A 21,784-nucleotide genomic window follows, 5' to 3' on the forward strand; every position below is an offset into this window, starting at 1 on the left:
GAGGTCGTTCCCGAGAGTGGTGAAAGAGAGGCCCTGGAAGTACCCGACAGCCAAAAGAAGAAATGCCAGTCAGGCTTAACTGACTGGCATTAGGCAAACTTGCCGGCTTTCTTTTTTATACCATGATGAAATTTAGTAGCTTAAACGGCCCTGCTTCACCAGCCACTCGCGCACCATAAACAGCGCACTGACGTTACGCGCTTCGCGGAAGTCCGGTTCCTCCAGCAGCGCCAGCAGATTATTCAGCGGCCAGCGATGGACAATCAGCGGCTCCGGCTCATCGCCTTCCAGCTTCTCTTCGTACAACCCTTCCGCCACCACAATATTCATCTTGCTGGAGAAGTAAGAGGGCGCCATGGTCAGTTTGCCCAGCGCTTCCAGCTTTGTGGCACCAAATCCCGCTTCTTCTTTCAGTTCACGATCGGCCGCTTCAAAGGCGCTTTCGCCGGGATCGATCAGCCCTTTCGGAAAGCCCAGTTCGTAACTTTCCAGACCGACGGCGTACTCCTGAATCAGGATCACGTCATCGCCAATAATCGGCACAATCATCACCGCTTCACGATCGGAAGGTTTCATGCGTTCATAGACGCGGCGCGCGCCATTACTGAAAGCGAGATCCACCGCTTCGATAGTGAACAGGCGGGAGCGGGCCACCGCTGCCACATTGAGGATATCAGGTTTTTTCATTGGGGTTTTCATATCAGCCTCAAACTTAGCACAACCCTGTGAAACGTGATGACGCCAGCATACCGAAGCCAGAACTATTGTGCGACACGCAGCGTAAGTAAACTATGGTGACACATATTCACTTACGGCTGCTAACAACTTCTTGTTATCTATGCAGTTAAAAATTCACAATAAGTCAACGGTGTATTGTTAAATTCAGAAAATACCGATATTTAATTGAGTCATGTCTGGTTAACATCCCGTTGAGGAATAATCTAACAAACTATAATTAAATGATTTTGCGCGTTATTTTATCTGACTTTTCCCTTGTCAGAATGACATCTGCTCGCCAAAATTGACTTGTATTGATGGATTCACCGGGAGTAAATCGTTAACGTGAAGGCAGTTTTTTGGCTGGATTGAGCAAAGCATGAGCACTTATATTGTCATTCTGGCTGTCATGCTCGCCTGTTCCCTCTTAGCAGGTATCGGCTATTGGTACGCTATGCGGCATCGTCCGCCGTTGGCGAAACCACTGCCGTTTATCAGTCCGCCTAATCGCAAGCTCACCGACGAAGAACGCACCGCTGTTGAAAAGTACATCGCGCTCATCGCCAAACAGCAGCAACACAGCAGCGCACGCTCGGCAAAGAAGTCGCGCGAACCTGAAGCGCTTACGCTTACCGCGCAAAGCAACAATGTTTACCCTGTCACCCGCTCCATCACCCGCTATGGCCTCTCCACCGACGATCCGCAGAAATGGCGCTACTATCTCGACGAAGTCGAAGTTCATCTGCCGCCGCTGTGGGAACAGTACATCGCCGAAGAGAACTACGTAGAGCTGATCCGCACGCAAACGCTGCCGCTGGTGATTTCACTGAACGGACATTCGCTGGTGAATTACGCCGTGGAACAACCGGCGCTGCCGCCGCTGGTGCGTCCGATGTCCACCAACGCATCGATTCGCAAAGAAGAGAGCGAAAACGTTGAGTTGCTGCAGGTACGCAAAGAGACCTCGGAAGAGTATCAACTGTCACGCGCCGACGGCACGCGCGAAGCGGTCGCCATCTGTTTCGCGTTCCTGCTGTTCTTCCTGAGTCTGGTGCTGCCCGGCAGCCTGATGGGCTGGATTGCCCTGCTCGGCTGCCTGATGATCGCCGTCAGCCTATGGTTCCTCTATCGTTTCCCTGGCGCCAAAGGCTTACGTGATGTGCATTGCCTGCGCGGCGCGCCTAAGCGCTGGGGCCTGTTTGGTGAATCCAATCAGGAGCAGAGCAATATCTCGCTGGGCATTATCGATTTAATCTATCCCGCGCACTGGCAGCCATACGTAGCACACGATCTAGGCCAGACCACCGACGTCGAGATGTATCTCAATCGTCAGGTGGTGCGTCAGGGTCGTTTCCTATCGCTGCAGGACGAAGTGCGTAACTTCCCTGTGCAGCGCTGGCGTAAAAATCTGGTGCTGGCATGCGGTTCGCTGCTGGTGCTGGTGATGCTGTTCACCTGGATTCCTCTCAGCATGCCGATCAAACTCAGCCTTGCGTGGGTGAAAGGCACCGAGAGCATTGAAGTGAATAGCGTGGATAAGCTGAATGCGCTGCCGCTGCATATCGGCGACAGCCTGAAAGTGGCTGGCACCGGCATGTGTTCGGTGCCGGGCAATTATCAAAGCAATCGCAGCTACGCTTACATGCCGTTCGACTGCTCAGCGATTTACTGGAATAACGCCGCGCCGCTGCCACAGCCGCAATCAGACATCATCGATAAAGCCTCCGCGCTGCTCGATACCACCACGCGCCAGCTGCATCCGGAAACTAACACCGATCCCAAACTCAACCCGCAGCTGGCCTCGGCGATTCAGAAATCCGGCATGATTCTGCTGGATGATTTCTCCGATTTGGTACTGAAAACCCAGGATCTGTGCAGCCAGCAGCAGGATTGTGTACGCCTGAAAAATGCGCTGGTGAATCTCGGCAACGCCAAAGATTGGGATTCACTGATTCACCGCGCGGATTCCGGCAAGCTGAATGGCATGAACGTGCTGCTGCGTCCGGTCAGTGCCGAAGCGCTGGAAAACCTGGTGAACACCGCCACGTCCAGCTTCTTCGCGCGTGAAACGCGTCGCGCGGCGGAAAATCTCAACAGCCCGCCGCCGGGTGGCTTCCTGATTATCAGTGATGAAGGTCGTCAGATGGTGACGCAGCCGCAGCCGTCGGTCGCGCTGTTTGATCTTGATGCACCTTCACAATGGCGCGAACTGCAACGCATGTCCGGCATGCTGCTGCACACACCGTTCGCCGCCAGCGGCATCATCACCAGCATTACCACCGATGCCAACGGCACACGCCATATCGCGCTGCATAACGAGCCGGATGCCATGGCGCAGTGGCGCTATTTGGGCACCGCGCTGTTGATGCTGGTGCTGATTGCCAGCGCGGTGATCAACGGCTTGCTGGCGCTGCGTCGTATTCATCGTAATCGCCTGCGCATGGCGGAAATTCAGCAGTATTACGATAAGTGCTTCAACCACAATCTGAACACTATGCAGAGCGTGCGCTCGCTGTTCTGAGCCCTTCCCTTCTGTGCTACCCTGTCGCCCACTTTTTTGCGGCGAGAAAGAAAATGCAGGTTACGCTTAACTGGTCAGAGATTGATACCGTGCTGCTGGATATGGACGGCACCTTGCTCGATCTCGCCTTCGACCGCCACTTCTGGCTGGAACACGTTCCGGAAACCCTGAGCCGCGAACGCGCCATCACGCTGGGCGAAGCGCATCAGCTGATTGAGCAGAAGTATCAGGCCGTGGTGCATACGCTAAACTGGTATTGTCTCGATTACTGGTCGCAGGAACTGGCGCTGGATATTCGCGCCATGACGTGGGACAAGCGCCACCGCGCGGCAATGCGTGAAGATACGCTGCCGCTACTGCAGGCGCTGCGTGCCGCAGGTAAACGCACCATTCTGCTGACCAATGCGCATCCCTACAATCTGGATGTGAAACTGGAGCAGACCGGATTAGCTGCCCACCTTGATTTATTACTTTCCACCCATACCTTTGGATATCCGAAAGAGGATCCGCGTCTCTGGCAGGCCGTTCAGCAACATACTGCGTTTGACAGCGCGCGCACGCTATTCATTGATGACAGCGAAGCGATTCTGGATGCAGCGACAAGTTGGGGCATTCGCTGGTGCTTAGGCGTCAGCAATCCGGATTCCGGTCGGCCCGATCAATCTTTCCAGCGTCATCCGGCGGTAGGCGACTATCGTCAATTGTGCGAGACGCTGCGTTAAAGCAGGAGCCGCAATACCATGAAAGAGAAAGTGAGCGAAGGCGTGCGCCTCGATAAATGGCTGTGGGCCGCGCGCTTCTATAAAACGCGTGCGCTGGCACGTGAAATGGTGGAAGGCGGCAAAGTGCACTACAACGGTCAGCGCAGCAAGCCGAGCAAACTGGTGGAGCTGAATGCCGAATTAACGCTGCGCCAGGGCAACGATGAGCGCACGGTGGTGATCACCGCAGTGACCGATCAGCGCCGCCCGGCCAGCGAAGCCCAGGCGCTGTATGCCGAAACCGCCGCCAGCATCGACAAGCGCGAGAAAACTGCGCTGGCACGTAAGATGAATTCACTAACCATGCCGCACCCCGATCGTCGCCCGGATAAGAAAGAGCGCCGCGATCTGATGAAATTTAAATTGTCGGGCGATAAATAACGCGCCCCAACGAGAGAAACACTATGTCTACAAACGATCAACTGCACCGTTATCTTTTCGAAAACGTCGCCGTGCGCGGCCAGCTGGTAAATGTGACCGAAACCTGGCGTGAAATTGTCGAAAATCACGACTACGTTGAGCCGGTAAAAACCTTGCTGGGCGAGCTGCTGGTGGCCACCAGCCTGCTGACGGCAACGCTGAAGTTTGACGGTGATATCACGGTGCAGTTGCAGGGCGACGGTCCGCTGACGCTGGCGGTGATCAACGGTAACAACCGTCAGGAGTTGCGTGGCGTGGCGCGCGTGCAAGAAGACGCAGAGATCGCACCGGGCAGCAGCCTGAAAGAGATGGTCGGCAACGGCTATCTGGTGATCACCATCTCGCCAGAGAAAGGCGAGCGCTATCAAGGCGTGGTTGGCCTGGAAGCGGATACGCTGGCGGGTTGTCTGGAAGATTACTTCATGCGTTCTGAGCAGCTGCCAACGCGCCTGTTTATCCGCACCAGCGACAAAGGCGCAGCCGGTATTCTGCTGCAAGTGTTGCCTGCGCAAGAGTCGAACCTCGATGATTTCAATCACCTCGCTACGCTGACGGAAACCGTGAAAAGCGAAGAGCTGATCGAATTGCCAGCGACCGACGTGTTGTGGCGTCTGTACCATCAAGAAGAAGCCACGGTGTTTGACCCAACGCCGGTGAGCTTCAAGTGCACCTGTTCACGCGAGCGCTGTGGCGAAGTGCTGAGCACGCTTCCAGTGGAAGAAGTAAACGAAATCCTCGAAGAGGATGGCGAAATCGACATGAATTGCGACTATTGCAATTCGCATTACGTGTTCGATGCGGTAGATATTGCCGCCCTTCGCAACGCGCCAACCAACAACAGCGATCAAGTACATTAATCACCTGCCGGGCGGTTCATCCGCCCGCTTTCCTGCTGAACGTATCCCTATCATTTATCACGGTTATTAGCTAAATAACGCTGACTTTAGTTTCATAAGTGGCAGATTTCTCTACTTGTCACGTTCCAGCTCGCATTTCTGACTATCTTCTCTTTTCCGCCGTGCTCAGAAGAGTACACTGCGCGCGATCTGCCCTGCGTGGCTATGCAGGCAGGCAGCAGAATCACCCCATAAAAAATATGCAGTAACAGATACCGATTAAAGGAGCAGTCACATGCGCGTTAACGGCCTGACATCGCAAGACCTCGCCTCTATGGGCATCAGCGGCACCACCGAAGTGGTGTACAACCCTGATTTCGACACCCTGTTTCAGGAAGAAACTCGCCCAGAGCTGGAAGGTTATGCGCGAGGCATTCTGACGCAGAGCGGTGCTATTGCCGTGGATACCGGCATCTTCACGGGTCGCTCGCCAAAAGATAAGTACATCGTTCGGGATGACACCACGCGCGACACGCTGTGGTGGAACGATGTCGGCAACGGCAAAAATGATAACCAGCCGCTGTCACAGGAAACCTGGCAGGCGTTAAAAGACCGCTGCACCCAGCAGCTTTCCGGCAAACGTCTGTTTGTGATTGATGCGTTCTGCGGTGCCAATCCCGACACGCGCCTCAGCGTGCGCTTCGTGATGGAAGTGGCGTGGCAGGCACACTTCGTCAAAAACATGTTTATCCGCCCGAGCGAAGCCGAACTGGCTGACTTCAAACCGGATTTCGTGGTGATGAATGCCGCGCAGTGCACTAATCCAGACTGGCAGGCGCAAGGTCTGCACTCCGAGAACTTCGTCGCCTTCAACCTGACCGAACGCATGCAGCTGATTGGCGGCACCTGGTACGGCGGCGAAATGAAGAAAGGTCTGTTCGCCATCATGAACTACCTGCTGCCGCTGAAAGGCATCGCTTCGATGCACTGTTCGGCTAACGTCGGTAAAGCGGGCGATGTAGCAGTGTTCTTCGGCCTGTCCGGTACCGGCAAAACCACTTTGTCCACCGATCCGGATCGCCAGCTGATTGGCGATGACGAACACGGCTGGGATGACGATGGCGTGTTCAACTTTGAAGGTGGCTGCTACGCCAAAACCATCAACCTGTCTGAGCAGGCGGAGCCGGAAATCTACCGCGCGATTCGCCGCGATGCGCTGCTGGAAAACGTGGTGGTGCGCGCCGATGGCACCGTTGATTACGCCGACGGCAGCAAGACCGAGAACACCCGCGTCTCGTATCCGATTGAGCATATCGAAAACATCGTGCAGCCGGTGTCCAAAGCGGGCCATGCCAAGCGAGTGATTTTCCTCACCGCCGATGCCTTTGGCGTACTGCCGCCGGTTTCACGCTTAACGCCGGAACAGACGCAGTATCACTTCCTGTCTGGCTTTACCGCCAAACTGGCCGGTACCGAGCGCGGCGTTACGCAGCCAACGCCAACCTTCTCCGCCTGTTTCGGCGCGGCGTTCCTGACGCTGCACCCCACGCAATATTCCGACGTGCTGGTGAAGCGGATGGAAGCGGCAGGTGCGCAGGCGTATCTGGTGAATACCGGCTGGAACGGCAGCGGTAAGCGCATTTCGTTGAAAGACACGCGCGCCATCATCAATGCGATTCTGGCCGGTGAGCTGGATGAGGTTGAGACTGAAACCTTGCCGGTGTTCAACCTGCAGATACCTAAAGTTCTGCCGCAGGTGAATAGCGCGATTCTCGATCCGCGCCGCAGCTGGCCGACAGAAGCGGCCTGGCAGCAAGCCGCGCAGGATCTGGCGCAGCGCTTTATTACGAACTTCGAGAAGTATACGGATAACGACGCCGGTAAGGCGTTGGTGCAAGCCGGGCCGCAGTTGTAAGTTAAAATCTGATGGGGCATTTGTGCCCATCAGATTTTGTAGGGTGGGCATTTATGCCCACCTGGTCAATAACCGCAACATTCCCAATGATCACGAACTGTGATTAATACTCACCACCGCCGTACTGCTATTACCTTCCGGAATCGGCAACCAGGCACGAATCCGTAATCCGCCGCGATCGCTATCACCAATCTCCAGCGAACCTTCATGCGCATCGATAATACGCTGCACAATCGCTAAACCGAGGCCGGTGCCGCTGGTGCTGCGCGCGCTGTCGCCGCGCACAAACGGCTGGAACAGATGCTGTAGCTGATCCGGCTTGATGCCCGGACCATCATCTTCCACCTGGAACCACGCGCGGTTGAGCTCCTTGCCGCTGCTGACCTTAATCCATCCGTTGCCATAACGCGCCGCGTTGACCACCAGATTCGCCAGCGCGCGCTTGATTGATAGCGGGTTGATATCCAGCATCAAATCCTCGGACATCACCGCATTCTCAATCTCGCGCTCGTAGCCGCTCTCTGCCGCCACCACTTCGCCCAGTACGCTGTTCAGGTCGGCGCGCTCGGTCTGCATCTCCTGACCGGTGCGCAGATAATCGATGAACTGCTCGATGATCGCGTTGCACTCTTCGATATCTTTGTTGATCGACTCCGCCAGATAACCATCCTGCTCGCCCATCATCTCGGTGGCGAGACGAATACGCGTTAACGGCGTACGCAAGTCATGGCTGACACCCGCCATCAACAAGGTACGATCGTCGGCCAACTGCTTCACACCGGCCGCCATCTGGTTAAACGCCCGCGTTACCGAACGCACTTCCGACGCGCCGTATTCACGCAGCGGCGGCGGAATAATGCCTTTACCGACCTGTAACGCCGCATGCTCCAGATCCACCAAGGGTCGGTTCTGGATGCGGATAAACAGCCAGGCGCCGCCAATCGCCAGCAGCATAATCGCCAGCGTGTAGCGGAACAGCGGTGAGAAGTCGCCCTGATGAATTTCGGTGAGCGGCACGCGCACCCAGATATCTGGCGACAGCCAGGTTTTCAGCCACACCACCGGCGAGTTTTTATTCACCTCGACACGGACATCGGTGGGACCGCCCAGCTGCTGGCCCATCTGCTCACTGAGGAATTCGTAATGTTGCGCCCAGCGCAAACCGCTCTCTTCCGCCGCCGCGTTGGTATACAACGAGATGCCCAGCTCACGATAAATTTCGCGTCGGAAGGCCGGCGGCACTTCCAACTGAGTTCCATCTTCCAGCTGCAGCCGATCGGTCATCAACATACGCACTTCGTACGCGAGGACCTTATTGAACTGCTGCAAGCTGGGAAGAATGGCGAAATTGAGCACCACCAAATAGGTTGTTACCAGGCTGACGAACAGCAAGGTAACAATCAATAACAAGGTGCGGGCAAACGAACTGCGGGGTGAGAAGCGCAATCGCCTCATGCTTTGCTGCCGTCCGGAACGAATACGTAGCCAAGACCCCAAACGGTCTGAATGTAACGTGGATGCGCTGGATCTTCTTCCACCATGCGGCGCAGACGCGAAATCTGCACGTCGATGGAGCGTTCCATGGCGCTGTATTCACGGCCACGGGCCAGGTTCATCAGCTTATCGCGTGACAGCGGCTCACGCGGATGGCTCACCAGCGCTTTCAGCACGGCAAACTCACCGCTGGTCAGCGGCATTGGCTCATCTTCACGGAACATCTCGCGGGTGCCGAGGTTCAGCTTGAACTTACCGAAAGCGATAACCGCTTCTTCCTGCGAAGGCGCGCCTGGCAATTCGTTGGCCTGACGACGCAGTACGGCACGAATACGCGCTAGCAGCTCGCGCGGGTTAAACGGTTTTGGAATGTAGTCATCCGCACCGATTTCCAGACCGACGATACGATCCACTTCCTCGCCTTTCGCGGTGACCATGATGATCGGCATCGGGTTGCTTTGACTGCGCAAACGGCGGCAGATAGACAAACCATCTTCGCCCGGCAACATCAAATCAAGCACCATCAGGTGGAAGGATTCGCGGGTTAACAGACGATCCATCTGCTCGGCGTTGGCAACGCTACGCACCTGAAAGCCCTGCTCGGTGAGATAGCGCTCCAGCAACGCACGCAAACGCATATCATCATCGACGACCAGAATTTTGTAGTTCTCTTGCATGTTCAACTCCCAAAGGCGCCATTGCCTGAGCCAATATTGTTAAAAAAAGAGGCCTCAGTGTGACAGTCATTAATGGTTTATATTCTAGCCGAAATTGTTACAAAGCATATTAAACAGCAGCTTATATTTATTTTTAGCCCTGAAATGCGCTTCGCTTCGCGTTTTTTATCTGTGCTTTCAAGCCGCTTAGCGCTTATCTGAAAATTTGGCGCATTTTCTTTCTGTTACTGGTTCATGACAAAAAATCCCGCCGCCAGAGAGGTGTTCAGGGCGATTTGGCTTAAGGTGATGGTGAAGAATAGGCCTGCGTTATAGTGATGGCAGCATAAAATAGGGCATTTCTCATCGGGAGTGCGCATCTGTTTTCGGAACAATACCTTGCCGATGAAAAACAAGGCCAGCGTTAAATTAATTCCTACAAATCAATCAGTAATCTCCTCTTTCCTCCATTCTCACGATCTCCGACACTGGATTCGTACCTGTTGTTATTGAGTTCACGTGGAGAGAGAAAAATGAAAAAAACGGTAATTCTGCTGGGCGCACTGGTACTGACCAGCGTCACTCAGGTTCAGGCGGCCACCAGCGCCGGCGAAGCGGCGGGCGCGCAGGCATCCACCACGGCGAAGGGTAACTCAGACGCGATCGGTGTTGGCGCAGTCGGCGCACTGCTCGGCGTGGCGCTGGCAACCATGGGCGGCGGCGATAAAGGTGGCAGCACATCCACCACCACCGCAACCCAGGCCGGTAAATAATGCCCGTAGGGTCGCCATTAATGGCGACCGCTTCATGCTCAACTGACCATTTATCGCGACCCGCTACGGCGTCTCTTTCACATATTCAATGCTGTTAACGAACCACAACTTCTGCCCTTCCGGGGTGTTGACCACCACTTCATCATCCACTTCTTTCTTGATCAGCGCGCGCGCCATCGGTGAATCGATTGAGATGTACTCTTTCATGGTCTCGCCATAAATTTCATCCGGGCCAACAATGCGAAAACGCTTCACATCGCCCTGCTCATTCTCCACTTGCACCCAGGCACCAAAGAACACTTTGCCCTCCTGCTGCGGCGCGTAATCAACAATTTTCAGATCGGCGAGGCATTTGCGCAGATAGCGCACCCGGCGATCGATCTGGCGCAGCAGACGTTTGTTGTAGGTGTAATCGGCGTTTTCGGAGCGATCGCCGAGGCTAGCCGCCCAGGAGACGATTTTGGTCACTTCCGGACGCTTTTCATTCCACAAATGGTCGTGTTCGGCACGCAGCTTGTTATAGCCTTCGCGGGTAATCAGTTGGGTTTTCATGACTTCAACTCGTGGTGACGGCGGTTCTTCGCAGCAAAGAGGCTAACAATAAGCGACCGATTGACCATCAGCAAGATTGCGCGCGCTGCATTCAGAAAAAGACGGATTCACGGGCCACCGGCTGGCAATTTTCGGCCTCATTCCGTATAACTGTCCGCTATTTCCAACCCTGTGTAAGCATTGTTAATGATGATGAAAGATTCACTGAGCCAGATTATCGCAGGTGAGCTGAAGGCACGCGCCGACCAGGTTGATGCTGCCGTTCGCTTACTTGATGAAGGGAACACCGTGCCGTTTATCGCACGTTATCGTAAGGAAGTGACCGGTGGACTCGACGACACCCAGCTGCGTTTGCTGGAGAGCCGTCTGAGTTACCTGCGCGAGCTGGACGATCGTCGCCAGTCGATTCTGAAATCCATCGACGAACAGGGCAAACTCACGCCTGAGCTCGCCACCGCCATCAACAGCACGCTGAATAAAACCGAGCTGGAAGACCTTTACCTGCCGTACAAACAGAAGCGTCGCACGCGCGGACAGATCGCTATTGAAGCCGGTCTGGAACCGCTGGCCGACACGCTATGGCAGGCCCCATCGCAGGATCCCGAGCAGCTGGCCGCTGGCTACGTTGATGCCGACAAAGGTGTCGCCGACGTGCGCGCGGCGCTGGATGGCGCGCGCTACATCCTGATGGAGCGCTTTGCCGAAGACGCTACGCTGCTGGCGAAAGTGCGTGAATATCTGTGGAAGAACGCCCATGTGGTGGCGCGCGTGGTGGAAGGTAAAGAGGAAGAAGGCGCGAAATTCCGCGACTACTTCGATCACCACGAAGCGCTAAGCGGCGTACCGTCGCACCGTGCGCTGGCGATGTTCCGTGGCCGCAACGAAGGCGTGCTGCAGCTGTCGCTGAATGCCGATCCGCAGTTCGACGAAGCCCCGCGTGAAAGCTATGGCGAAACGCTGATCGCCGAACACCTCAAGCTGCGCCTGAATAACGCGCCGGCGGATAGCTGGCGTAAAGCAGTGGTGAGCTGGACCTGGCGCATCAAAGTCTTGCTGCACCTCGAAACCGAATTGATGGGCACCATTCGTGAACGCGCCGAAGATGAAGCCATCAACGTGTTTGCCCGTAACCTGCACGATCTGCTGATGGCCGCGCCTGCCGGCATGCGCGCCACCATGGGCCTCGATCCGGGCTTGCGTACCGGTGTGAAAGTTGCGGTGGTGGATGCCACCGGCAAGCTGGTCGCGACCGATACTATTTATCCGCACACCGGCCAGGCGGCGAAAGCGGCCACCGCCGTGGCGGCGTTGTGTGCGAAACATCAGGTTGAACTGGTGGCGATTGGTAACGGCACCGCCTCGCGCGAAACCGAGCGATTCTTCCTCGACGTGCAGAAGCAGTTCCCGCAAATCAACGCGCAGAAAGTGATTGTCAGCGAAGCCGGTGCATCGGTCTATTCGGCATCTGAGCTGGCGGCGCTGGAGTTCCCGGATCTCGACGTGTCGATTCGTGGCGCGGTTTCCATTGCACGTCGCCTGCAGGACCCGCTCGCCGAGCTGGTTAAAATCGACCCGAAATCGATCGGTGTAGGCCAATATCAGCACGACGTCAGCCAAAGCCAGCTGGCGAAGAAGCTGGATGCGGTGGTGGAAGACTGCGTAAACGCCGTCGGTGTCGATCTCAACACCGCATCTGTGGCGCTGCTCACTCGCGTGGCCGGTTTAACCCGCATGATGGCGCAGAATATTGTCAGCTGGCGCGATGAGAATGGCCGCTTCCAGAACCGTCAGCAGCTGCTGAAGGTGAGCCGCCTCGGGCCAAAAGCCTTTGAGCAGTGCGCGGGCTTCCTGCGCATCAACCACGGCGATAACCCGCTGGATGCCTCAACCGTGCACCCGGAAGCCTATCCGCTGGTCGAGCGCATTCTGGCCGCCACCGAGCAGGCGCTGAATGAGTTGATGGGCAATCCAGGCGGTCTGCGCGATCTCAATGCACGCGACTTCACCGATGAGCGCTTCGGCTTGCCAACGGTCACAGACATCATCAAAGAGCTGGAAAAACCGGGCCGCGATCCGCGTCCTGAGTTTAAAACCGCGCAATTTGCTGAAGGCGTGGAAACGCTTAACGATCTGCTGCCGGGCATGGTGCTGGAAGGCGCCGTCACCAACGTTACCAACTTCGGTGCTTTCGTCGATATCGGCGTGCATCAGGACGGTTTGGTGCATATCTCTTCCCTTTCCGACAAGTTCGTTGAAGATCCTCATCAGGTGGTGAAGGCCGGCGATATCGTCAAAGTGAAGGTGATGGAAGTGGATATGCAGCGTAAGCGTATTGCGCTCACCATGCGTCTGGACGAGCAGCCAGGTGAAAGCAATGCGCGCGGCGGCAACCGCAGCGCGGGCAAAGAAAACGCCCGCCCGACAGCCAATAACAAAGGCCGTGGCAAACCGGCCAGCGCTCCGGCGGGCAACAGCGCCATGGGTGATGCGCTCGCCGCCGCCTTCAAAAAACGTTAAGTTCCTGCCTTAAACACGCGCGGAGACATCCCGTCTCCGCGCGCATACCGCCTTGATAATTCTGCTCGTCCATCTACGCTTTGAAAAAATGACCTGCCGCGTGGCCCTGCGATCCAATGGATATTATCAACGCCTTAATCGATGAGATTTATCACGGCAGCTTTCCGCTCGCGGCGCGTGAACGCCTGCTTTCGAACATTCGTGCCGCGCGCGATACGGTAAAACTGCCGCGCAAGGCGCACTGGGATGAGAAAGATGTGGTGCTGATCACTTACGCCGATCAGTTCCGTGAACCCGAACAGCCAACCCTCGCCAGCTTTTCGCGTTTTTATCAGCAGCATCTGCAATCCACTTTCAGCTTGGTGCATCTGTTGCCGTTTTTTCCCTACTCTTCGGACGATGGCTTCTCGGTTATCGATTATCACCAGGTCAATCCGATCTGCGGCGACTGGCAGCACATCAGCGCGCTGCACAGCGAAACGCGCCTGATGTTCGATTTTGTCTGCAACCACATGTCGGCGCACAGCCGCTGGTTTCAGCACTTTCTGGCGCAGGATCCTGGTTGGGATGATTTCTTTATCAGCATGCCGCCCGCCACCGATCTCAGTGCGGTGACGCGTCCACGCACCTCGCCGCTGCTCACGCCGTTTGCGATGGCCGACGGCGAAACGCGCTATATCTGGACCACCTTCAGCGCCGACCAAATCGACCTCAACTTTGGCAATCCGGAAGTGCTGATTCGCATGGTTGATGTGCTGCTCGATTACCTGATCAAAGGCGCGGATTATGTGCGGCTCGACGCAGTCGGCTACATGTGGAAGACGCCGGGCACTAACTGCATTCACCTGCCGAAAACGCATCAGCTGGTGAAGCTGTTTCGCGCCATCGCCAATGAAGTCGCGCCCGGCACGGTGATCGTTACCGAAACCAACGTGCCGCATAAAGACAACATCAGCTATTTCGGCAACGGCAAAGATGAAGCGCAAATGGTGTATCAGTTTTCGCTGCCGCCGCTGGTGCTGCACGCCATTCATTCCGGATCGGCGCGTGCGCTGCGTCAGTGGGCCAGCACGCTGGATTTGGGCGGCGGCACCACGACTTTCTTTAACTTTCTTGCCTCGCACGACGGCATAGGACTGAATCCGGCACGCGGCATTTTGTCGGAAGTGGAGATTGTGGCGCTGGTGCGCGATTTAGCGCTGGAAGGCGCGCTGGTCTCGTACAAGAACAATGCTGATGGCACCACCAGCCCATACGAAATCAACGTCACCTATTTTGATGCGCTGAATCAGCAAGGCGACGACGATGACACGCGGCTGCGTCGCTTTCTGCTGGCGCACGCCATTCTGCTGTCGTTTCCCGGCGTACCGGCGATCTACATCCAAAGTATTCTTGGTTCACGCAACGATAACGACGGCGTGCGCGCCGCCGGTCACAACCGCGCCATCAATCGTCAGAAATATGATCTGCATGAAATGGAGCAGTGGATCAGCGGCAGCAATCCGCTACGTCAGCAGGTGTATGAACGCCTCAGCGCACTGATTCAGCTGCGTACGCGACAATCCGCATTTCATCCCGATAACCCGATGACGCTGCTGGAGAGCGAGAATACCTTGCTGGTGCTGCGTCGCCATCAGCCGGATAGCGAAGAGGGTTTGCTGTGCGTGTTTAATCTCAGTAACCATGACGTGACGACGCAGTTACCGCTGACGCGGCTTGTGCAGGATGTGATTAGCGGGGAGAAGCTGGATGGCAGCCAGCCTTTGACGCTGGCTGCGTGGCAGTTTATGTGGCTGCGGTAAACTCCATTATCAGCTGCGTAAATTCATCCGGGTGAGAAATGAAAGGCGCATGCGCGGCTTTCTCCATCACTACCGAGGATGAATCTGGCCAGCGAGCCTCCAGTTCTTCTGCGATACGACGCGGCACCAGCCCATCGAGATAGCCGTAAATGCGCAGGAACGGCAACGGCAGATCGTCGAGCTCGGCACGCAAATCGTCCTGACGCAAAATCTCTAATCCCCCTTCCAGCACCTCAACCGACGGCATCGGCTGGGATAACACCACCTCTTTCAGCTGACGCGCATCCAGTCGTGCGTTTTCCGTGCCCATGGTTTGCAGTGCCAGAAAGCGCTCCACGGTGCGCTGAAAATCAGTGCTGAGCTGCTGCTGAAAATTTTGCAGTGTTTCAGGTTTGATGCCCGGCCATTCATCACGCGCGGTAAAACACGGCGATGAGGCGACGGTGATCAGCGCTGCAACGCGCTGCGGCTGGGTTAACGCCAGCTGGCTAGCAACTAATCCGCCCAGCGACCAGCCGAGCAGCACTGCGCGATCGGGTAACTGTGGCAACAACCGTTGCGCCATTTCCGCTAAGGTCAGCGGCCCAAAACCCTGGCTGCGGCCAAAGCCCGGCAGATCCACCAGATGCAGGCGAAAATGCGGGCTGAGTCGCGGAATCATGTTTTGCCACACTTCGGCGTTCAAACCCCAGCCGTGCAGCAGCACAAGATCGCGATCGCCCGTGCCTGTGGTGTGCCAGTAAAGCGAACTCATCGGTTACACTCCGGAAAAGTGAAAAGGAGGTCGCTATGCTACCAATCCCGGCACTGTGTTGGCTATGCCGCCTGCCGCTACAGATTGCCAGCCACGGCTTATGCGGCCGCTGCGTGCAGCAGATTCCGCGTCTGCCAGCGCTCTGCCCGTGCTGCGGATTACCGGCTAGCGGAACGCAACCTTGCGGGCGCTGCCTGCGCCGTCCGCCGCCGTGGCAGAGCCTGAGCTGCGTCAGCGATTACCTGCCGCCGCTGAGTGATTGGGTGCAGCAGCTGAAGTTTTCTCGCGTAACCGCACTCAGAGTGATGCTGGCGCGGCTGATTTTGTTAAAATTGTTAACAATGCGTCGTGATTACCGGCTGCCGCGTGTAGATTTGGTGCTGAGCGTACCGCTGCATCGTCGGCGCGCCTGGCAACGCGGCTATAATCAGGCGGCGCTGCTGGCAAAACCGCTGGCTCGCTGGCTGGGCTGTGAATATCGCGAAGGGGTAAAGCGTGTACGACACGGCGCGGTACAGCACTCATTGAGCGCCAGCGCGCGTAAAAAGAACCTGCGCGGTGCCTTTCGCCTTGAAATGCCGGTGCGCGGACGCCATATCCTGCTTATCGACGATGTTGTGACGACCGGAAGTACCGTGGCGGAAATTAGCCGCATCCTGCTGGCGCAAGGCGCGGCCAGCGTACACATTGGTTGCCTGTGCCGTACCTTGTAGAGCGTCGGTGTTGGGCGTATTATAACCAAGTAATTTAGTCAACTATTGAGCAATCGCCATGATCGTTATTACTGATGCTGCGCAAGAGCACTTCTCAAAATTGCTGTCCAAACAAGAAGATGGCACTCAGATTCGCGTATTCGTCATTAATCCGGGTACGCCAACCGCAGAATGCGGTGTTTCTTACTGCCCACCCGATGCAGTAGAAGCGACTGATACCGAATTTAAGTTCGAAAAACTGTCAGCCTATGTTGATGAGCTGAGCGCACCGTACCTCGATGACGCGGAAATCGACTTTGTCACCGACAACCTCGGTTCGCAGCTGACGCTGAAAGCGCCAAACGCCAAAATGCGTAAAGTCTCTGACGATGCGCCAATGGTGGAACGCGTGGAATATCTGCTGCAAGCGCAGATTAACCCGCAGCTGGCTGGCCACGGCGGTCGCGTATCGCTGATGGAAATCACCGATGACGGCATCGCCATTCTGCAATTCGGCGGTGGCTGTAACGGTTGTTCGATGATCGACGTGACGCTGAAAGATGGCATCGAGAAAGAGCTGCTGGCAGCTTTCCCTGAGCTGAAAGGCGTGCGTGATTTGACCGAGCACCAGCGCGGCGAACACTCGTACTACTGATTTAGCACGCGGCAGCGACCCGACGCTGCCGCGCGTTCTCTAACGCTTCCTGCGCCCTGTATTGACCGCAGTTAGCAAGCCCGGCACTTTTCCTCTGAACATCTCTTCTAAAGTGACGCTTAACTTGCGCCGCCAGTTTGGATATTCATTTACCGTGCCCGGCACGTTGACCGGTGAAGACATAGCCAGCCAATCTTCCGGTTGCAGCCCCAGTAATGCGCTGTTTGTTTGCGCCAGATAGCGGTGGAAGCCGCGATTGAGCACCGGTGTGAAGGACACTCGGCTGGCAACGAAGCTTTGGCGCGCAGGCAACGTATTCATCTGATGCAGCGCATCCAATAGCGCCTGTTTTTGTTTATCCCTTTGTCCCAGCAAGGGAATCAACACGCTCTCTTTGTACAAGCCCAGTTTGTGCCCCAGAGAAAGATCCTTAAATCCCCAGAATCCCGCCAACGTCGGCAAATCATGGGTACTGGCGCTGGCAATCGACTGCGCGGGATACTCGTGCGGCTGACGATAGCTTCCGTCGTCGTGCTGCTCAAAGAACAACACTTTCCACGAGAAAATGCCGCTGTTGCGCAGCAGGCTGACGATCTCTTTCGGCACCGTACCGAGATCTTCACCGATCACCATGCAGCGATGGCGCTGACTCTCCAGCGCAAGGATTGCCAGCAGATCGTGCACCGGATACGCCACGTAAGCGCCTTTATCCGCGCTTTCACCGTAGGGAATCCACCACAAACGCAGCAATGCCATGACGTGATCGATACGCAAGGCGCCGCAGTCGCGCATATTGGCGCGCAGCAGATCGATAAACGGTTGATAGCCACGCGCGCGCATCACATGCGGATCGAGCGGCGGCAAACTCCAGTTTTGTCCCTGCGGACCGAGACGATCCGGCGGCGCGCCGACGGATGCACCGAGTTTATACAATTCCGGATCCTGCCAGGTTTCCGCGCTGCCCTGCGCCACGCCGACCGCTAAGTCGCGATATAATCCTACTTCCATGCCAAGTTGCTGGCTGATCTGGCAGCAGATGGCGAACTGCTCTTGCGCTACCCACTGCAACCAACTCCAGAATTGAATCTCATCCTCATGCTGCGCGCACCATTGCTGCACCTCCGGCAACAAGGCATTGCGCCAGCCTTCCGGCCAGTTCGCCCAACCCCATTCATCGGGATGTTGCTGGCTGCGCTCGGCGAGAATGCCATCAAAAGCTGCCTGATAACGCAGATGATCGCCGCCCTCGACGATAAATTGCTGGAACGAAGCATCATCAGCGGCGCGAGGCTGAAAGCGCTGCCAGGCAAAGCGCAGCGCCGTCAATTTCAGTTCGGCCACCGCGCTGTAATCGACAAACTCGGCCGCGCGCGCTTGCTCCAGCGCCTTACGTGTTTTCGCCATTTGCCACCAACGCTGCGCTGCTTCGCTGTGCTGGAAATCCTCCAGCCGGTTCACGTCGATATACAACACGTTAAGCCAGCGGCGCGAAGTTGGGCTGTAAGGACTGGCGTTTTCTGGCTGTGCAGGATAAAGCGCATGTAAAGGATTGAGGCCGACAAAGTCACCGCCATAATCGGCGACCTTCTCCAGCATTTGCGCTAAATCGCCGAAATCACCAATGCCCCAATTGTCATCCGATCGCAGCGTGTAGAGCTGCACCAGCGCGCCCCACAGTTTCTCTCCTTGCTCGATGGATTCGGGGATAAAGCAACGACGCGGCGCGATGATAATGCGCGTCTGCCACTGCTGGCGGCCTTTGCGCAACGTGAGCTGGTGATAACCTTGTGACAAACGCGGCGGCAATGTCAGCAATTCCCCGCCTTGCACCTCGCCGTTGAAGCTTTTGCCCTGTTCAGTTTGTAGCTGCCAGGAAAAAGTGCCGCTGCCTTGTGGCGTCAGTTGGCGCTTGCTGCGTGCGGCAAAGACCTGCACCGGCGGCAGCGGTGGCGCTTTGCCGGTTGGCGTTTCCATCACCGCCAGCAGCGCACGTTTGGTGTCATCGCTGATGGTTTCAGGCTCGCCGTGAGCGTTGATAAAGCGCAGCGAAATGCCGGCATCCTGTGCCGCCTGATCCAGCTTGTTAAGCGTCATCACTTCTCCGGAATTTGTAGGGTCGCCATTCATGGCGACCGAAATATCGATTATCGTGCCGCCTGCCAAATCCGCTGCTGGTAATCGCGAATCGAGCGGTCAGAACTGAAACGGCCGGTATGAGCGGTATTCAGAATGGCTGCACGCGTCCAGGCTTCCTGATTCTTCCACAACGCTTCCACCTGCTGCTGTGCGGCGATGTAGGCATCAAAGTCAGCCAGCACCAGCCAGGGATCGCCATTTTTGGTCAGGCTTTGCAGCATCAGGTCAAACGCGTGCTTATCGCCGTCGCTGAACTTGCCCTTCTCCAACTCCTTCAGCAAACCATCCAGATAAGGATTCTGTTTGCGCAGCTTTTTCGGACTGTAGCCGCCCGCCTTCAGCGCCTTCACCTCGTCCACGCTGTTACCGAAAATAAAGATATTCTTCGCGCCTACCGCTTCGGCAATCTCCACGTTGGCGCCGTCCAGCGTGCCAATGGTTAACGCGCCATTGAGCGCCAGCTTCATATTGCCGGTGCCAGAAGCTTCATAACCGGCGGTGGAAATCTGCTCGGAGAGATCGGCAGCCGGAATCATCAGCTCTGCGGCGGTGATGCGGTAATCCGGGATAAACACCACTTTGAGGCGATCGCCGACGCGCGGATCGTTGTTGATCACCTCCGCCACTTTGTTGATGGCATAGATGATGTTTTTGGCGAGGTAATAGCCGGGCGCGGCTTTGGCGCCAAACAGAAACACGCGCGGTACAAAATCGGGGTTATCCGGGTTGTCGCGCAACTGACGATAGCAGTGCAGCATATGCAGCAAACTGAGGTGCTGACGTTTGTACTCGTGCAGCCGCTTGATCTGCACGTCAAACAGCGCATCCGGATTGATATCAATACCGGTCACACGCTTGATGTAGAGCGTTAAGCGCTGCTTGTTTTGCTGCTTGATGTCGCGGAACTGCTGACGAAACACCTTCTTGCGGGCGAAAGGTGCCAGCCACGCCAGCGCATCAAGATCGTTGGCCCACTCAACCTGCAAACTGTCATCAATCAGCGTCGACAGCAGCGGATTGCATTGTTTCAACCAGCGGCGCGGCGTAATGCCGTTGGTGACGTTATGGAATTTATTCGGCCACAGCAGGTGATACTCCGGGAACAGATCTTTCACCACCAGCTCGGAGTGCAGCGCCGCCACGCCGTTGACGGCGAAACAGCTCACCACGCACAGGTTCGCCATGCGCACCTGACCGTCGGCCACCACCGCCAGCTTGTGCCAGGTGACTTTGTCGTCCGGCCACTGTTTCTTCACCACCTTTTTCAGGCGGCGATTAATCTCACGGATAATCAACATATGGCGCGGCAGCAGGTCACGCACCAGCTTCTCATCCCAACGCTCCAGCGCTTCCGGCATCAGCGTGTGATTGGTATACGCAAAGGTGCGGCTGGTAATGTGCCACGCATCGTCCCAACTCAATTGATGCTCATCCAGCAGCACGCGCAGCATCTCCGGAATGGCGATGGTGGGATGCGTGTCGTTAAGCTGGATCACTTCGAAATCAGGCAAAGTGCGAATGGCTCGCCCGGCGAGATGATGACGCCGCAGAATATCGCCCACCGCGCAGGCGCACTGGAAATATTGCTGCATCAGGCGCAACCGCTTACCTTCGGCATGATTATCATTGGGATAGAGCACTTTGGTCAGCTTGTCGGCTTCGATGCCTTGCTGCTCAGCCTGCAGGAATTGGCCGTTGTTAAACGCGGTGAGATCGAACGGCTGCGCGCTAGTGGCTTTCCACAGTCGCAGCGGCAAAGTGATGCCGTTGCGATAACCGACCACCGGCAAATCCCAGGCTTCACCTTTAAGGTGAATTTTAGGTCGCCAGAGGATGCTGCCATCGTGATTCTCTTTGACCTTGCCGCCGAGACCAACCTGCACATCCAGCGCGGCGTTATGGCGGAACCACGGATAGCGATCGCGCTGCCAGTCATCCGGCGCTTCCTGCTGCTGTCCATCGGCAAACGTCTGGCGAAACAAGCCGTATTGATAGTTGAGGCCGTGGCCCATCGCGGCCTGCCCAACGGTCGCCATTGAATCCATATAGCAGGCGGCCAAGCGCCCCAATCCGCCGTTGCCGAGTGCTGGATCCACTTCCTCTTCCAGCAGTTCGCTCAGCTCAACCTGATGTTCCGCCAGCGCGGCTTGCACCTCGTTGTACCAGCCAAGATTGAGCAGATTGTTGCCTGTCAAACGCCCCAGCAGAAACTCCATCGACAGATAGTTGACGTGACGCTGCCCTTGTTTAGGTGGCGCAGGTGGCTGCGTCGCCAGCATTTCTGCCAGCACGCTGCTCAGCGCCTGCCACCATTGGTGCGGTGTCATTTGCTGGGCGGAAGTGAGTCCAAGATGTTGCCATTGGCGGGTAAGAGCGGCGTCGAAACGTGTTTTATTGAATTTTTGCTGCGACATATCAATCCCTTCGTGTCCGTTAACGGTAAAGCCGGGGCGAGCGCAAGAGGTGAAAGGATAAGTAAAGCTGGGGCCGCAGAAAAAAGCGACAGGGAAATGTCAGTACCAGGAAAAAAATCGTGCACGCTGGGTATCAAACGGTCGCCATTCATGGCGACCGTTTACCAGG

17 protein-coding genes are annotated in these 21,784 nt (G+C 56.3%); 10 read left to right on the forward strand and 7 right to left on the reverse strand.

Annotated features, from left to right (window positions below; genetic code table 11):
• Positions 1 to 132: 132 nt before the first annotated feature.
• Positions 133 to 699, reverse strand: a complete 567-nt coding sequence (nudE, locus tag FHW71_RS21920; protein WP_008107898.1) for an ADP compounds hydrolase NudE — start codon at positions 697 to 699, stop codon at positions 133 to 135.
• 397 nt (positions 700 to 1,096) lie between these two features.
• Between nudE and FHW71_RS21925 the strand changes: the two genes are divergently transcribed.
• The 5 genes from FHW71_RS21925 (at position 1,097) to pckA (ending at position 7,170) form a co-directional block, all read left to right on the forward strand.
• Positions 1,097 to 3,238, forward strand: coding sequence for an intracellular growth attenuator family protein (locus FHW71_RS21925; protein WP_008107900.1), 2,142 nt, complete (start codon positions 1,097 to 1,099; stop codon positions 3,236 to 3,238).
• Between the two features lie 53 nt (positions 3,239 to 3,291).
• Positions 3,292 to 3,960 carry a GMP/IMP nucleotidase gene (gene yrfG, locus FHW71_RS21930; RefSeq protein ID WP_179453068.1) on the forward strand — a complete coding sequence of 223 codons (669 nt, stop codon included), beginning with the start codon at positions 3,292 to 3,294 and terminating at the stop codon, positions 3,958 to 3,960.
• An 18-nt stretch (positions 3,961 to 3,978) separates the two neighbouring features.
• The gene (gene hslR, locus FHW71_RS21935; RefSeq protein ID WP_008107905.1) at positions 3,979 to 4,380 is read left to right on the forward strand and encodes a ribosome-associated heat shock protein Hsp15; all 402 of its coding nucleotides are present in this window, start codon (positions 3,979 to 3,981) and stop codon (positions 4,378 to 4,380) included.
• Positions 4,381 to 4,403: 23 nt separating this feature from the next.
• The gene (gene hslO, locus FHW71_RS21940) at positions 4,404 to 5,276 is read left to right on the forward strand and encodes an Hsp33 family molecular chaperone HslO (RefSeq protein WP_061719737.1); all 873 of its coding nucleotides are present in this window, start codon (positions 4,404 to 4,406) and stop codon (positions 5,274 to 5,276) included.
• Positions 5,277 to 5,550: 274 nt separating this feature from the next.
• Positions 5,551 to 7,170, forward strand: a complete 1,620-nt coding sequence (pckA, locus tag FHW71_RS21945) for a phosphoenolpyruvate carboxykinase (ATP) (RefSeq protein ID WP_179453069.1) — start codon at positions 5,551 to 5,553, stop codon at positions 7,168 to 7,170.
• Between the two features lie 90 nt (positions 7,171 to 7,260).
• On the opposite strand, the gene envZ is transcribed toward pckA, so the two are convergent.
• Complete coding sequence (envZ, locus tag FHW71_RS21950; RefSeq protein ID WP_008107911.1) at positions 7,261 to 8,625, reverse strand: two-component system sensor histidine kinase EnvZ; 1,365 nt, start codon at positions 8,623 to 8,625, stop codon at positions 7,261 to 7,263.
• Positions 8,622 to 9,341, reverse strand: a complete 720-nt coding sequence (gene ompR, locus FHW71_RS21955) for a two-component system response regulator OmpR (RefSeq protein ID WP_001157751.1) — start codon at positions 9,339 to 9,341, stop codon at positions 8,622 to 8,624. Before ompR ends, envZ begins: the two co-directional genes overlap by 4 nt.
• Before the next feature lie 512 nt (positions 9,342 to 9,853).
• Between ompR and yjbE the strand changes: the two genes are divergently transcribed.
• Complete coding sequence (gene yjbE, locus FHW71_RS21960; RefSeq protein ID WP_179453070.1) at positions 9,854 to 10,093, forward strand: exopolysaccharide production protein YjbE; 240 nt, start codon at positions 9,854 to 9,856, stop codon at positions 10,091 to 10,093.
• 63 nt (positions 10,094 to 10,156) lie between these two features.
• Here the strand turns inward: yjbE and greB are convergent, their stop codons facing one another.
• Positions 10,157 to 10,645, reverse strand: a complete 489-nt coding sequence (gene greB / locus FHW71_RS21965; RefSeq protein WP_061719740.1) for a transcription elongation factor GreB — start codon at positions 10,643 to 10,645, stop codon at positions 10,157 to 10,159.
• A 189-nt stretch (positions 10,646 to 10,834) separates the two neighbouring features.
• On the opposite strand from greB, the gene FHW71_RS21970 reads away from it, so the two are divergent.
• Both FHW71_RS21970 and FHW71_RS21975 read left to right on the forward strand, forming a co-directional pair.
• Positions 10,835 to 13,162, forward strand: a complete 2,328-nt coding sequence (locus FHW71_RS21970; RefSeq protein ID WP_179453149.1) for a Tex family protein — start codon at positions 10,835 to 10,837, stop codon at positions 13,160 to 13,162.
• A gap of 116 nt (positions 13,163 to 13,278) precedes the next feature.
• Entirely contained in the window at positions 13,279 to 14,964 is a 1,686-nt protein-coding gene (locus tag FHW71_RS21975) for an alpha-amylase family glycosyl hydrolase (RefSeq protein WP_179453071.1), read from the forward strand.
• Here the strand turns inward: FHW71_RS21975 and bioH are convergent.
• Complete coding sequence (gene bioH / locus FHW71_RS21980) at positions 14,948 to 15,718, reverse strand: pimeloyl-ACP methyl ester esterase BioH (protein ID WP_179453072.1); 771 nt, start codon at positions 15,716 to 15,718, stop codon at positions 14,948 to 14,950. The genes FHW71_RS21975 and bioH overlap by 17 nt on opposite strands.
• A 35-nt stretch (positions 15,719 to 15,753) precedes the next feature.
• On the opposite strand from bioH, the gene gntX reads away from it, so the two are divergent.
• Positions 15,754 to 16,431, forward strand: a complete 678-nt coding sequence (gntX, locus tag FHW71_RS21985) for a DNA utilization protein GntX (protein WP_179453073.1) — start codon at positions 15,754 to 15,756, stop codon at positions 16,429 to 16,431.
• Positions 16,432 to 16,489: 58 nt separating this feature from the next.
• Positions 16,490 to 17,065, forward strand: a complete 576-nt coding sequence (gene nfuA / locus FHW71_RS21990; RefSeq protein ID WP_008107927.1) for a Fe-S biogenesis protein NfuA — start codon at positions 16,490 to 16,492, stop codon at positions 17,063 to 17,065.
• Positions 17,066 to 17,104: 39 nt separating this feature from the next.
• Here the strand turns inward: nfuA and malQ are convergent, their stop codons facing one another.
• Both malQ and malP read right to left on the reverse strand, forming a co-directional pair.
• Entirely contained in the window at positions 17,105 to 19,159 is a 2,055-nt protein-coding gene (gene malQ / locus FHW71_RS21995) for a 4-alpha-glucanotransferase (RefSeq protein WP_179453074.1), read from the reverse strand.
• A 50-nt stretch (positions 19,160 to 19,209) separates the two neighbouring features.
• Positions 19,210 to 21,615, reverse strand: coding sequence for a maltodextrin phosphorylase (gene malP, locus FHW71_RS22000; RefSeq protein WP_179453075.1), 2,406 nt, complete (start codon positions 21,613 to 21,615; stop codon positions 19,210 to 19,212).
• Between the last annotated feature and the right edge of the window lie 169 nt (positions 21,616 to 21,784).

The organism is Enterobacter sp. Sphag1F, from assembly GCF_014193275.1.
In the GTDB taxonomy this organism is placed as follows: domain Bacteria; phylum Pseudomonadota; class Gammaproteobacteria; order Enterobacterales; family Enterobacteriaceae; genus Pantoea; species Pantoea symbiotica.

Bases quoted from the DNA above. Each gene is read 5' to 3' on its own strand.
- nudE (WP_008107898.1), bottom strand. From the start codon at position 699: ATGAAAACCCCAATGAAAAAACCTGATATCCTCAATGTGGCAGCGGTG.
- FHW71_RS21925 (WP_008107900.1), top strand. From the start codon at position 1,097: ATGAGCACTTATATTGTCATTCTGGCTGTCATGCTCGCCTGTTCCCTC.
- yrfG (WP_179453068.1), top strand. From the start codon at position 3,292: ATGCAGGTTACGCTTAACTGGTCAGAGATTGATACCGTGCTGCTGGAT.
- hslR (WP_008107905.1), top strand. From the start codon at position 3,979: ATGAAAGAGAAAGTGAGCGAAGGCGTGCGCCTCGATAAATGGCTGTGG.
- hslO (WP_061719737.1), top strand. From the start codon at position 4,404: ATGTCTACAAACGATCAACTGCACCGTTATCTTTTCGAAAACGTCGCC.
- pckA (WP_179453069.1), top strand. From the start codon at position 5,551: ATGCGCGTTAACGGCCTGACATCGCAAGACCTCGCCTCTATGGGCATC.
- envZ (WP_008107911.1), bottom strand. From the start codon at position 8,625: ATGAGGCGATTGCGCTTCTCACCCCGCAGTTCGTTTGCCCGCACCTTG.
- ompR (WP_001157751.1), bottom strand. From the start codon at position 9,341: ATGCAAGAGAACTACAAAATTCTGGTCGTCGATGATGATATGCGTTTG.
- yjbE (WP_179453070.1), top strand. From the start codon at position 9,854: ATGAAAAAAACGGTAATTCTGCTGGGCGCACTGGTACTGACCAGCGTC.
- greB (WP_061719740.1), bottom strand. From the start codon at position 10,645: ATGAAAACCCAACTGATTACCCGCGAAGGCTATAACAAGCTGCGTGCC.
- FHW71_RS21970 (WP_179453149.1), top strand. From the start codon at position 10,835: ATGATGAAAGATTCACTGAGCCAGATTATCGCAGGTGAGCTGAAGGCA.
- FHW71_RS21975 (WP_179453071.1), top strand. From the start codon at position 13,279: ATGGATATTATCAACGCCTTAATCGATGAGATTTATCACGGCAGCTTT.
- bioH (WP_179453072.1), bottom strand. From the start codon at position 15,718: ATGAGTTCGCTTTACTGGCACACCACAGGCACGGGCGATCGCGATCTT.
- gntX (WP_179453073.1), top strand. From the start codon at position 15,754: ATGCTACCAATCCCGGCACTGTGTTGGCTATGCCGCCTGCCGCTACAG.
- nfuA (WP_008107927.1), top strand. From the start codon at position 16,490: ATGATCGTTATTACTGATGCTGCGCAAGAGCACTTCTCAAAATTGCTG.
- malQ (WP_179453074.1), bottom strand. From the start codon at position 19,159: ATGACGCTTAACAAGCTGGATCAGGCGGCACAGGATGCCGGCATTTCG.
- malP (WP_179453075.1), bottom strand. From the start codon at position 21,615: ATGTCGCAGCAAAAATTCAATAAAACACGTTTCGACGCCGCTCTTACC.